At 42.4% G+C, this 12,422-nt stretch carries 10 protein-coding genes; 4 read left to right on the top strand and 6 right to left on the bottom strand.

Features of this window, described 5'->3' with window-relative positions; translation table 11 throughout:
* Nucleotides 1–8 precede the first annotated feature (8 nt).
* From D8872_RS01340 to pflB, 3 genes are all read right to left on the bottom strand, one after another.
* A complete protein-coding gene (locus D8872_RS01340) occupies nt 9–467 on the bottom strand; it encodes a threonine/serine exporter family protein (protein ID WP_045498515.1) in 459 nt (152 codons plus the stop codon).
* 4 nt (nt 468–471) lie between these two features.
* Nucleotides 472–1,245: a threonine/serine exporter family protein gene (locus tag D8872_RS01335; protein ID WP_125389691.1), complete on the bottom strand. Its 774-nt coding sequence runs from the start codon at nt 1,243–1,245 to the stop codon at nt 472–474.
* A 118-nt stretch (nt 1,246–1,363) separates the two neighbouring features.
* Nucleotides 1,364–3,679 (bottom strand): formate C-acetyltransferase, encoded by a 2,316-nt coding sequence (gene pflB, locus D8872_RS01330; protein ID WP_005591101.1) that lies wholly within the window; start codon nt 3,677–3,679, stop codon nt 1,364–1,366.
* A gap of 392 nt (nt 3,680–4,071) precedes the next feature.
* Here pflB and dinB point away from each other — a divergent pair, with 392 nt between their 5' ends.
* Nucleotides 4,072–5,136 carry a DNA polymerase IV gene (gene dinB, locus D8872_RS01325; RefSeq protein WP_125389690.1) on the top strand — a complete coding sequence of 355 codons (1,065 nt, stop codon included), beginning with the start codon at nt 4,072–4,074 and terminating at the stop codon, nt 5,134–5,136.
* Nucleotides 5,137–5,236: 100 nt separating this feature from the next.
* Here dinB and recD2 read toward each other — a convergent pair whose 3' ends face one another.
* The 3 genes from recD2 to rnhC all read right to left on the bottom strand — a co-directional run bounded on the left by recD2 (nt 5,237) and on the right by rnhC (nt 9,219).
* Nucleotides 5,237–7,621: an SF1B family DNA helicase RecD2 gene (gene recD2, locus D8872_RS01320; RefSeq protein ID WP_125389689.1), complete on the bottom strand. Its 2,385-nt coding sequence runs from the start codon at nt 7,619–7,621 to the stop codon at nt 5,237–5,239.
* Nucleotides 7,622–7,698: 77 nt separating this feature from the next.
* Nucleotides 7,699–8,331, bottom strand: coding sequence for a signal peptidase I (gene lepB, locus D8872_RS01315; protein ID WP_125378937.1), 633 nt, complete (start codon nt 8,329–8,331; stop codon nt 7,699–7,701).
* 3 nt (nt 8,332–8,334) lie between these two features.
* Nucleotides 8,335–9,219, bottom strand: coding sequence for a ribonuclease HIII (gene rnhC / locus D8872_RS01310; protein WP_125389688.1), 885 nt, complete (start codon nt 9,217–9,219; stop codon nt 8,335–8,337).
* Between the two features lie 225 nt (nt 9,220–9,444).
* Here rnhC and D8872_RS01305 point away from each other — a divergent pair, with 225 nt between their 5' ends.
* The 3 genes from D8872_RS01305 to comA all read left to right on the top strand — a co-directional run bounded on the left by D8872_RS01305 (nt 9,445) and on the right by comA (nt 12,417).
* Nucleotides 9,445–9,618 (top strand): class IIb bacteriocin, lactobin A/cerein 7B family, encoded by a 174-nt coding sequence (locus tag D8872_RS01305; RefSeq protein WP_125371132.1) that lies wholly within the window; start codon nt 9,445–9,447, stop codon nt 9,616–9,618.
* A gap of 68 nt (nt 9,619–9,686) precedes the next feature.
* Nucleotides 9,687–9,911, top strand: a complete 225-nt coding sequence (locus tag D8872_RS01300) for a hypothetical protein (protein ID WP_223367933.1) — start codon at nt 9,687–9,689, stop codon at nt 9,909–9,911.
* A gap of 352 nt (nt 9,912–10,263) precedes the next feature.
* Nucleotides 10,264–12,417 (top strand): peptide cleavage/export ABC transporter ComA, encoded by a 2,154-nt coding sequence (gene comA / locus D8872_RS01295; protein ID WP_125389687.1) that lies wholly within the window; start codon nt 10,264–10,266, stop codon nt 12,415–12,417.
* Nucleotides 12,418–12,422: the final 5 nt, after the last annotated feature.

The following is a 12,422-nucleotide window of genomic DNA, read 5'->3' as shown; positions in this document are numbered from 1 at the left end:
GTATTGACTCATTTTTTATAGTGAAGAGGATGTTTCTTCAGGTAGCTATAAATCTTTAAGACAACCGTCCCGCTAGCCATGCCGATAGAGATGACCAAGGCTAGGATGACGACCAAGGTAGCATTGACCATAGCATGACTGTAATCACCTGTCACAAAGAAAGCAGTTGTCCGGTAAGAAATATATCCGGGTACTAGAGGCGCTAGAATAGCCAAAATAAAGACGACAGCTGGCGTTCTGTAGATGATGCTGAGGATTTGGCTGGCACAGGAACCAATGATAGCAGCCACAAAGGTTGCAATGATGACATTGGTCGGTCCCTTGAGCAAGAGATAGAGTAGCCAAGTAGCCATTCCTAAAACTCCGCCAGGAATCAGCATACTACGCTGGACATTTAGAACGATTAGAAAAGTGATGATAGCCAGTAGGCTGGCCAGAGCTTGTAGTAAGAAGGTCAAGATTGTCATAGGCTTATTTCATAAGAATGAGGGCGACAGAGGTACCGGCACCGAGAGCAAGGGTAATGAGAAGCGATTCAAATAGTTTGCTCATTCCAGAGTTGATATGGTTGGTCATGATATCTCTAACTGAGTTGGTCAGAGCGATTCCTGGGACGAAGGGCATAACAGCTCCTGCGATGATCAAGTCTGCTGTTGAATCGAAGCCCGAATAGTGAGCCCAAATCTGGGCTAATAATCCGAAGACAAAAGCTCCAGCAAAGGCTGAAACAAAAGGAATTCGAATATATTTATCGACATAAAGAGAGAAAGAGAAGCCAAACAGAGTCGCGATGCCGGCTCCAAGAGCATCGTAGAAATTTCCACCGAACATGATAGAAAAGAAAGGAGCACTGAGTGTGGCAGCCGTAATCAGCTCTTTTTTGCTATAAGGAAGTTTTTTTATTTTAAGTTCCTTTAGTTGTTCAAGCGCTTCTTCCAGATTGATGGCTCCACTAACCAGTTGCCGAGAAACCTGATTGACATCGCAGACTTTCTCGATATTGTAGTTCATATGGATATTTCGCTTCATTCGAGAAATATTAGTATTTTCAATTGAAAAGAATATGGCAACGGGCATGGCTAAGGCATTGCAGTCCAGGATGCCTTGCGAATGGGCAATCCGAATCATGGTGTCTTCGACCCGATAAATCTCTGAGCCGCTTTGTAATAGCAAGGTCCCAGCTAGCATGATAACATCGACGGCCAGATTAAGATTTTTTTCATCTGTAGACATTTTCTCAGCCATTATATCCCCTTTTTTCATTTCACAATAACTCTATTATAACATAAATGCTCAAAGCTATCTCTCCAAAGCAAAAGAAAACCAGCTGAAAATCAGCTGGTTTTACAATTAGGAAAGAGGCTTAACTCAATGCATCATCCATAGAAAGAACTTCGTGGAAGACACGTTGTGTCAATTCAGTTTTTTGTTCTGGAGTGAGGTATTTAGTGTTTACACAGTATCCAGAGATACGTACGATAACATCTTCGCCAGACATGATCTTATCGTAAACATCTTGCAAGTCCATAACGTTCAAGTTAACGTGTTGTCCACCGTTTTCAAAGTAGCCATCAAGGATTGTTACCAAGTTATCAACTTGTTCATCTCGAGTCTTACCAAGAGCGCGTGGAGAAACTTGAGTTGTCAATGAGATACCGTCAGCTGCGTAACCAAAGTCAAGGCTAGCAAGTGAGTTCAAGTTTTGCAACCAGCCACCTTTCGCTTTGTTAGATGGGTTAGCACCTGGTGAGAAGAATTCAAGTTTCGACAAGTTCACAGAACCATCTTCGTTGAGGTATACACCTTTGTGGACTGGTGAGTTACCAGTTTGTTTAGAGTAAGCAACGTTAGATGTGATTGTCAAAAGTGATACTGTAGCTTCCGCGTCTTTGTAAAGTTTGTGGCTACGTAGACGAGTTGTATAAGCTTCGATCAACCATTCTGCCAATTCGTTTGAACGTGGATCATCTTCACCCCAACGTGGGTATTCACCGATTGTTTCGTAATCGTAGATGTAGCCATTTTCGTCACGGATTGGTTTAACTGTAGCGTACTTGATAGCTGACAATGTGTCAACAGTGTTAGCGAATCCGCAGATACCGAATCCCATGTTAGCACGTTGTTTAGTTGGCAAGAAGGCCATTTGAACAGCTTCGTAGTTGTATTTGTCAGTCATGTAGTGGATGATGTTCAAAGCATCTACATAAGTGTCAGTCAACCAGTCAAGAGATTTTTCAAAGTTCGCTTTAACTGATTCAAATTCAAGAACTTCGTCACGGATAGGATCGATGTCAAATACTTTGTAGTCTTTGTGAACATCGTCGTAACCACCGTTCAAACCAGTAAGAAGGGCTTTCAAAACGTTCACACGAGCACCGAAGTACTGGATGTTGTGACGTTGATCTTCGTTTTCTGGGTCAAGTGGTGACACACAGCATGAGATACAGCTCATTTCTCCGTATCCGTCTTTAGCCATTGTTGTTACACCTTCGTATTGGATAGAAGAGTGTTTGTGGCTCATATGCATACAGTAGCGACGGAATGAGTATGGAAGTTTGTCAGTCCAGAGAACTGTCAAGTTTGGCTCTGGAGAGTTACCGATATTGTCAAGAGTGTTCAAGAAACGGTAGTCCATCTTAGTAACACGGTGACGACCGTCGTTACCCATACCAGCCATAGAAGTGGTGATGAAAGTTGGGTCACCTGAGTACAATTGGTCATAAGCTTTTGTACGAGCAAACTTCACTGTACGAAGTTTCATAACGAAATCATCAACAAATTCTTGGATTTCTGATTCAGTAAATGTACCACGAGCAAGGTCACGTTCTGCAAAGATATCCAATACGATTGGCACACGTCCTAGAGATGTTGCAGCACCGTTGATAACACGGCAGACAGCCATGAAGGCGATGTTAACCCATTGGATCGCTTCTTTAACGTTCATCGCTGGTTTACGAACATCAACTCCGTAAAGATCACCCAAGCGAACAACTTGTTGCAATGCTTGGTATTGAAGGTTTACTTCTTCACGAAGGCGGATTGTTTCTTCGTCGATTTCTTTGATTGCATTCCAGTCGTTGACTTTTTCTTGCATCAAGTAGTCTGCACCGTAAAGAGCAAGACGTGCGTAAACACCGATGATACGTCCACGTGAGTAGGCATCTGGAAGACCAGTTACAGTGTGAGCGTGACGAGCGCGGCGGATGTTAGAAGTATAAGCACGGAAAATACCGTCGTTAACAGTTGTCACATATTTTGTGAAAATTTCGTGAACAGCTGGATCAGGTTCATAACCATTTTCCTTCAAAGTTGTTTCAGCCATACGGATACCACCTTTTGGCATGAAGTTCAATTTGAAGAGTTCATCGTTTTGAATACCGTAAATTAGTTCGTTATCTCTGTCGATATAACCAGCAGGGATATCTGCAATAGATGTTGGACGAGTGTCCATTGGGAAACGAGTTTCTTCGTAGTGAGCTTTTGTTTCTTCTACGATTTTCTTGATGTGGAGTGAGCGCTCAGTAGGACCCGCCAAGAAGCTTTCATCTCCATCATAAGGTGTGTAGTTGGCTTGAACGAAGCGAGAAACACTTGCTTTCTCTTTCCAATCTTCACCTTTGAAGCCTTCCCAAGCTTTGTCAAAAATATCTTGAGCTTCCACAACTGTTTTAACAACCATTAGATTTTCCTCTTTATTCTAGCAACATAAACTGTTACATTTATAATTAAAGTATATCATAAGGTAATCGGTTTCACAAACGAATTTCAGTGCTAAAAGAGGCTTTCTTTTATAATACAGATTGATATTTTGTTGTAAACTGTTTTATAATTTTGAAAATGGTAAATGAAAATAGTAGAAAGAAGCTGATAAGTTGAATTATTTTGTACTTGCTTTGAACGTTACTATGTAGAAATGTGTCCAATACTGAAATTCCTATTTTAATACTTTGTCTATGCACCTCAGAAAGTTTCTCACATTTTCCGGTCTTGCTTTTGAATAAAAATCCTTTGAAACTTGCTTTAAAAATGATAAAATTTGCTAAAGAGCTATTCTAACTTATAGGAGACGGCATGCTAATTTTTCCGCTAATTAATGACACATCGCGAAAGATCATTCATATTGATATGGATGCTTTTTTTGCTTCGGTCGAAGAGCGGGACAATCCTAAGCTCAAGGGAAAGCCTGTGATTATAGGTAGTGATCCGCGTCAGACGGGTGGACGTGGTGTGGTTTCGACTTGTAATTATGAAGCCAGAAAGTTCGGAGTTCATTCAGCTATGAGTTCCAAGGAAGCCTATGAGCGGTGCCCGCAGGGGATTTTTATCTCGGGAAATTATGAAAAATATCAAACAGTTGGTTTGCAGATTCGAGAGATTTTCAAGCGCTACACGGATAAAATTGAGCCCATGAGCATAGATGAGGCTTATCTGGATGTGACGGAAAATAAGTTGGGTATCAAATCTGCAGTCAAAATTGCCAAGCTGATCCAGCACGATATCTGGAATGAATTGCAGCTGACGGCTTCGGCAGGCGTTTCTTATAATAAGTTTCTAGCCAAGATTGCCAGTGATTATGAGAAGCCGCACGGTCTGACGGTTATTTTACCCGAGGAGGCAGAGGCCTTTCTGGCGTCCATGGACATTGCTAAGTTTCACGGAGTTGGTAAGAAGAGCGTTGAAAAACTGCATGAAATGGGAGTTTATACTGGTGCAGATCTGCTCAAGATACCGGAAATGACCTTGATTGATAAGTTTGGTCGCTTCGGCTTTGATCTTTACCGAAAAGTGCGTGGCATCAGCAATAGTCCCGTCAAGTCCAATCGTATCCGTAAGTCTATCGGTAAGGAGCGAACCTATGCCAAATTGCTCCATGGCGAGGAGGATATAAAAAAAGAACTATCTCGTTTGGCAGCTAAGGTCGCTCTCAGCTTAGAGAAACACCAGAAAGCTGGCAAGACGGTTGTCCTAAAAATCCGCTATGCTGACTTTTCAACCCTAACCAAAAGGAGGACCTTGGAGCAAGAAACGAAAGAAGGAGAAATGATTGAGCGGGTTAGTCATGAAATCTATGACAGCCTGGAAGAGCAGCCGCGAGGCGTTCGCTTATTAGGACTGACAGTGACGGGGTTTGGATAAGATAGAAAAGAGTCTTAGGCAATTTGTCCCAGACTCTATTTTTATGGGAAATATTTGATAAGGCACTCTGTAAACTGTTAGGACAGCTTCAAAGGTAGACCTAGGCATCTGTTTCTATTTGGTTGTCATTGCCAAATATACTGTTGATATCTTCCTCGGTCAGTCCGATTAGAGGATCGATTGTTAGGATATTTTCCTCCGTCAGGATATAGTTTCCCACAGGCGATTCGCTGTTATCCACAGGAATGTGGATAATTTCTTGAGGGGATTCTACATCTCCAAAACGTTCAATCAGATAGGTTTTGCGGGCTGTTCCAGTATTCTTTACAGCGTAGCCAAAGGCTGACTTTTCCCCAAGTAAGATCAGTTTGCTCTTGGCTCGGGTAATAGCAGTGTAGACCAGATTGCGCTGGAGCATGCGGTGGCTGCTTCGGGTAATGGGAAGAATAACCACGGGAAACTCGCTACCTTGAGACTTGTGGATGCTCATGGCATAGGCTAGGCGGATTTTGTACCATTCGCTGCGCTGGTAGCTAATTTCATTGCCGTCAAAGTTGATGGTTAATTCGTCCTGCTTGGATTCGGTATACTTAGCTGGGAGCAGGTCGACGATGTAGCCTAAGTCACCGTTAAAGACATTGCTTTCGGCATCATTGACCAAGTGGATAACCCTGTCTCCTTGTCGATATTGGCAATCGGGTGCTTCAAAGGTCAGCTGGTCTTTTTCCACAGGATTGATGAGATTTTGCATGAGGCTATTAATCTGGTCAATACCGGCTTGTCCGCGGTACATGGGAGCCAGCACTTGCACATCTTGAGCTGGGATACCACTGCGAATCGCTGCGCTAGCAATTCGTTCAATCATGGGCGGGATGTGTTCATTTCGAGCTTCAAAATAAGATCGATCCGCTTTTTTCTCGGTAAAATCTTCTGGCAACAGTCCCTTTTGGATTTGACTAGCCAGAGTGACAATGGTCGAATCTTGGCTCTGACGGTAAATCTTTTCTAGCTTGGTTTGGGGGATGCTCGGTATTTGCAGTAGGTCAGCTAATACCTGCCCAGGACTGACAGAGGGTAACTGCTCTGCATCGCCCACCAAAAGCAGTTTGGTATTGGAAGAGATATTGCTGAGGAGCTGATTGGCCAGCCAAGTGTCCACCATGGAGAACTCGTCCACGATGATAAAGTCAGCATCCAGATAATCATCCAAATGACTGGTATCATCATCTCCGGTCATCCCCAAATGGCGGTGGATAGTGGCGCTAGGAAGACCGGTCAATTCGTTCATGCGCCGAGCAGCACGACCAGTGGGAGCCGCTAGCAGAATCGGCAGATCATTGACCTTTCGCAGATCCAAGCCGCGAAGCTGGCTGTAGACGGAGATGATACCATTGATGACGGTTGTTTTTCCTGTTCCTGGTCCACCCGTCAGGATAAAGACTTTTTGTGTGATAGCGTCGAAAATAGCCTGCTTCTGAATCTGATCATAGTGGATGCCTAGGTCATCTTCAGCTTGGCTGATGGCACTGAGGATTTTTTCGTCTTCAAAGCGATCCTGATGGCCTTTTTCCAAGAGGCGGACCAGATTGCTGCGGATGCCTTCCTCGGCAAAGAAGAGGCTGTTTTCAAAAATCTTGGTCTCAACATTTTGGACTTTGTCTTCTTCAATCAGGTGAGCCAATTCATCGGCTACCAGACTAGGGTCTAGCTCTACTTGGCGCGAACTTTCCAGAAGCTCAATCGTATGAGCCAATAGGTCTCTAGCCTCCAAATAGGTGTCGCCAGTTTCCATGGACTGGGTCAGAAGGGTATGAAGCAAGCCAGCTCGAAAACGCTCAGGAGCATCACTTTCAATTCCCAACTGCTGGGCCAGCTGATCGGCGATTTTAAAGCCGATACCTTGGATATCTTCAACCAGTCGGTAGGGATACTGCTCGACGATTTCCAGCGTTTCTTCCTTGTAGGTTTCCTGAATCTGAAAGGCTAGTTTGTTGGGAATGCCGTAGGCAGCCAGCTTAGCTAAGACCAGCTCTGTTCCATAGTTGAGTTGCAGTTTGGCCACAAAGGATTCTCGGTTCTTGGCGGAAAGGCCAGTGATTTCTTTAAGTTTTTCTGGCTCAGCTAAAATTTTATCAATGGTTTCGTCCCCATAGAGTTCCACAATTTTTTGAGCTGTCTTGACCCCGATACCTTTAAAGTGGTCACTGGAAAAATATTTAACCAGCCCCTTGCTAGTCGGTTTTGCCCTCTCGTAGCGGGAAATTTTTAGTTGCTGTCCGTACTTTGGATGTTGGACTAGGTTGCCCCAAAATGTATAATCCTCGCCTTCGATAATATCGGCCATGGTTCCGGTCACGATAATCTCAAAATCATCAAAATCTTCACAATCCGTGTCTTGGATATCCAAGAGGAGGATTCGAAAGAAATTGCTGGGATTTTCAAAAATGATGCGCTCAATAGTGCCTGAAAAATAAAATTCTGTCATTGTTTCTATATGTGCTTTTTAAAAAGCAAACCCAGCTGAGTAGTCAACTGAGTTTGGATGGAGTATACTCTTAAGTATTAGTAAGTCTTGAAAGGTAGGATTGGCCAGATGCGGAATTTAGCTTCGCCTTGAATCTGACTGGATTTAAAGGCACCTACTTGACGGCTATCCTTGGACACGATTCGATCGTCACCTAAAAGCAGATACTCGTCATCTAGGAGCTTGATGGTAAAGACAGGGCTGCCCTCTTTGTCCACGGTAAAGGCCTGGGCTTGAGAAGCTAGCTTGCGGAAGAAAGTTCCGTTGTCCGTGTAATCCTTGCCTACATAGGTAGACTGGAGCTTGTCCTTTTGGAATTTCTTGATGTAATCTGTTAAATAAGGTTCATCAGTCTTCTTACCATTGATATAGAGGGTGTCGTTTTCGTATTGAATGGTATCACCCGGAAGGCCAATCACCCGCTTGACGACTTCTTTCTTTTTGCCATCGTCATCCTTTTCGGAGGCTACAACAATATCGAAACGGTCAATAGACTGGTGTTTCAAAACCATCAAATACTCACCATTGGCTAAGGTTGGATCCATAGAGTGACCGTCTACCTTGACAGGTGCCCAGAGCAGCCAGCGAGTGAGCAAGATGGCAGAGATAATCAGGGTAAAGACTCCCCACTCCTTGAGGAAGGCACGGAAGTCAAAGCGTTTGTTTTTCATAGTCTACCTTTCTAAGAGCTTTTTAGCTTTTTCTGTATTTTTAAAATGAAGTTTAGCGGTATGCTGGAGACCAGCCATTCCATAGGCTTGGAGGATCAGGCAAGCAACTTGATCACTCTTACTCCCAGCCCCGCTCGGAAGAGTATAACCAAGCTCTTGACTCAGATTTTCCAGATTTTCCAGAAAGAGATCGCGAGCTATAATGGAGCTAACGGCGACAGCTAGAAACTTTCCTTCCGCTTTTTCAATGAGGCTAATGGGATTTGGGAAATGATTCTTCTCATTTTTCAGGTATTTGTCATAATTCTGCTGGCTGGTAAAGGCATCAATGACAATTTTTTCTGGTGTCAACACTTTTTGCAGCAGTAGATAAATGGCTTGATTGTGAAGAGCTACCTTGACAGACACAGCATTGTAACCAGAGGCAATCACTTCGTTATATTTTTCTGGTGACAAGAGCAGAGCCTGATGTTGGATTTCTTTTTTCAGAATTGGAGCCAGCTGCCGAATCTTAAGGTCGGTCAAGGTCTTTGAGTCGCCCACGCCCAGATTACGCAGGAAAGTGTGTTGTTCTGGGCTGACAAAGGAAGCAACAACTGCTAAACCACCAAAGTAAGAGCCATTTCCGACCTCATCAGTACCGATAAGGGAAATGTTCTGATCGATCTTGCTTGTTTCCTCGGCTTGATGACCGAAAAAAGCAGCATAGTGACCAGCTTTTTCTCCTTGGAAAAGAACCTTGCCAGAAGTATAGATACTGACAGTTGCCTGGTTCAATTTCAGTAGATATTGGATATACTGATTTTTACTGGGCACAAGCTTGTCTTGATATTTCTGGACAAAAGCCTGAATTTCTTCTCGTTTAGGACTTAAAGTAATACTTTCCATAGCCCCTATTGTACCACAAAATGAAACTAGGGAGAATGGGAAAAAGAGGATATTTCAAATATTATAAAAAAATTACATATTTTTCTTCCAAACATGACATCAATGTCATGTTGAACCCGATAGGGTTGTTGTATAATATAGGTGTTGAAGCGATGTTTGAATAAAACTGACCACAAACAATATATTAACAAGGTTAAGGAAGCCTTGTAAAAAAGGAGAACACATATGGAAAACTTTGCTATGATGGACAACCAATTTGCTGCGTTGACTGAAGAAGAAATGATGATGATCGACGGTGGATGGGCATTCTACGGTATCCCTGTTGATATTTTCACAGTATCATTGGCTATTTTGGGTGGCTCATTGGTTTCAGGTTTCTTAGTAGGACTTTTCAACTAATTTAATATTTCAAATAGAAGAAGGTGAATTTTATGAACAAAGATTTTAAATCATTAGATCAAAAATTTATGCCTCTTACTGAAGCTGAATTGGTTGAAGTAGAAGGTGGATGGGTCGGTGGTGACCTTGTACGTGCCGTATTTGATATCGGTCGTGAAGTTGGTCGCACTGTACGTGGACTTGCTATTCGTGCATATGGTCGTATTCGTTCTAGAATTGGATCACGTTCTGGCTCTAGCAATCGTGGTGGCGCTAACAACGGTGGTGCTGCAAGCCCAGACGTTTTTAACTAATATTTTGTGTTTCGACATAGAGCCTCTTGTTCGTCTTGATTTGGACAAGAGGCTTTTTAGTGTAAAAGTTACTTTATGTCTGTTTTTTAAGTAATTTTATGTTTACAAGGAGTAAAACGACTGATACCATTGGAAAAATACGCCACATTAGTGTATGATAGAGATATCTATTTTTTGCTTGTTATGAAAGTTCTTCTTCCTAATTTATACTTGTTTTTTGCTGGAGAGAACCGCTATGGATAAAGTTGACAAGCAGTTTGTGTTGAATAGCATGTTTACTAATTAGGAGTTTTTATGCGAGGGTCGTTCTCCATAAAAGCAAATTTACACTTTTGTGAATAAAGGAGTTTGTATGAGATTTACAAAGCGTCATTATAGGGCTCAAGTTGACGCGAGAGATTGTGGTGTAGCAGCGCTAGCAATGATATATGGTTATTATGGTTCCTATTATTCTTTGGCTAGTTTGCGTGAAATGGCTAAGACAACTTTAAGAGGAACAACTGCTTTTGGGCTAGTGAAGGTTTCGGAAGAGTTAGGTTTTGAAACACGAGCCTTTAAAGCGGATATGTCTTTATTTGACATGAAGGGGATCGTTTATCCTTTTATCGCCCATGTTATCAAAGACAAGAAATTGCTTCACTATTATGTTGTGACTGGGCACGATAAACATTCGGTTTATATTGCAGATCCGGATCCGGCTGTAAAAATGACCAAACTTTCTAAGGAACAGTTTGCGCAAGAGTGGACAGGTGTCTCTATTTTCATCGCCCCAGCGCCAGAATATAGACCACACAAGGAAAAGAAAAACGGTCTCTGGTCTTTTGTTCCGATTTTAATGAAACAAAAGGGACTGATTGCCAATATCGTTATTGCAACGATGTTGGTGACGATTATCAATATCGTGGGCTCTTACTACATGCAGGGGATTATTGATACTTACGTACCGAATCAGATGAGGAATACCTTAGGAATTATTTCTCTCGGTCTAATAGTTGTCTACATTTTGCAACAGGTCCTAACTTATGCTCAGAGCTATCTGCTTCTTATTTTAGGCCAACGCCTTTCGATTGATGTGATTTTGTCCTATATTAAGCATGTCTTTCATCTACCGATGTCTTTTTTTGCGACAAGAAGGACAGGGGAAATCGTATCGCGCTTCAACGATGCTAATAGTATCATTGATGCCTTGGCTAGTACTATTCTGTCCATCTTTTTGGATGTGTCTATCGTTGTCGTCATGGCGGTTGTTTTGTTNTCGCAAAACTTTTNCTTGTTCTTTNTCAGTTTGCTCTCGCTGCCGATCTATATCGTCGTGATTTTCGCTTTCATGAAGCCATTTGAAAAAATGAATCGCGATACCATGGAATCCAATGCCATTCTGTCTTCTTCTATTATCGAAGATATCAATGGGATTGAGACGATCAAATCCTTGACAAGTGAAGATTTCCGCTATCAAAAGATTGATAGAGAATTTGTGGATTATTTGAAGAAATCATTCGCTTATAGTCGGATGGAGAATATCCAAATTGGTTTGAAGAAGACAGCTCAGCTCTTGCTGAATGTTGCAATCCTTTGGATGGGAGCCCTTTTGGTTATGGACAACAAAATGACCTTGGGGCAGCTGATTACTTATAATACTTTGTTGGTTTATTTCACAAATCCGCTGGAAAACATTATCAATTTACAAACTAAGCTTCAGACAGCACAAGTTGCCAATAATCGCTTGAACGAGGTTTATCTGGTTGACTCTGAATTTATGGATAAAAAAGCGATCCGTGATTTGAGCATGACCAAGGGCGATATTGAGTTGAGAAATGTTAGCTATAAGTATGGCTATGGACGAAACGTTCTGTCGGATATTAATTTGACCATTGAAAGAGGCAGCAAGGTGGCCTTTGTCGGAATTTCTGGTTCTGGAAAGACGACCCTTGCTAAGATGATTGTGAATTTCTATGATCCGAACGAGGGAGAAATTCTGGTTAATAATATCAACCTTAATCAGATTGACAAGCATGTCTTGCGTCGTCATATCAATTACTTGCCGCAACAGCCTTATGTTTTTAATGGTACCATCTTGGAGAATGTTCTCCTAGGTGCCAAGCCTGGAACGACTCAGAAAGAGATCATTCGAGCGCTGGAAATTGCAGAAATTCGTGAAGATATTGAACGGATGCCTTTGAATTACCAAACAGAATTGACATCAGATGGTTCAGGGATTTCAGGTGGTCAGCGTCAGCGCTTGGCCTTGGCTCGGGCTCTTTTGACAGATGCTCCTGTTTTGATTCTCGATGAGGCGACCAGCAACTTGGATATCTTGACAGAGAAAAAGATTATTGACAACCTTTTAGAGTTGGACAAGACCATTATTTTCATTGCCCATCGATTGACTATTGCGGAGCGATCTGAAAAAGTGGTTGTTCTGGACAAGGGTGAAATCGTGGAGCAAGGAACACATGAAGAGTTGGTTGCTCAGGATGGCTTCTATGCTCATCTGGTGAATAGTTAGAAAGG

It is taken from the genome of Streptococcus cristatus (genome assembly GCF_003943815.1).
GTDB lineage: Bacteria > Bacillota > Bacilli > Lactobacillales > Streptococcaceae > Streptococcus > Streptococcus cristatus_F.
This window is presented reverse-complemented; position numbering and strand designations above follow the sequence as displayed.

Excerpts from the sequence above, each read along its gene's own strand:
- pflB (WP_005591101.1), bottom strand. The coding sequence starts at position 3,679 with ATGGTTGTTAAAACAGTTGTGGAAGCTCAAGATATTTTTGACAAAGCT.
- D8872_RS01300 (WP_223367933.1), top strand. The coding sequence starts at position 9,687 with ATGCCTCTTACTGAAGCTGAATTGGTTGAAGTAGAAGGTGGATGGGTC.
- lepB (WP_125378937.1), bottom strand. The coding sequence starts at position 8,331 with ATGAAAAACAAACGCTTTGACTTCCGTGCCTTCCTCAAGGAGTGGGGA.
- recD2 (WP_125389689.1), bottom strand. The coding sequence starts at position 7,621 with ATGACAGAATTTTATTTTTCAGGCACTATTGAGCGCATCATTTTTGAA.
- D8872_RS01340 (WP_045498515.1), bottom strand. The coding sequence starts at position 467 with ATGACAATCTTGACCTTCTTACTACAAGCTCTGGCCAGCCTACTGGCT.
- D8872_RS01335 (WP_125389691.1), bottom strand. The coding sequence starts at position 1,245 with ATGGCTGAGAAAATGTCTACAGATGAAAAAAATCTTAATCTGGCCGTC.
- D8872_RS01305 (WP_125371132.1), top strand. The coding sequence starts at position 9,445 with ATGGAAAACTTTGCTATGATGGACAACCAATTTGCTGCGTTGACTGAA.
- rnhC (WP_125389688.1), bottom strand. The coding sequence starts at position 9,219 with ATGGAAAGTATTACTTTAAGTCCTAAACGAGAAGAAATTCAGGCTTTT.
- dinB (WP_125389690.1), top strand. The coding sequence starts at position 4,072 with ATGCTAATTTTTCCGCTAATTAATGACACATCGCGAAAGATCATTCAT.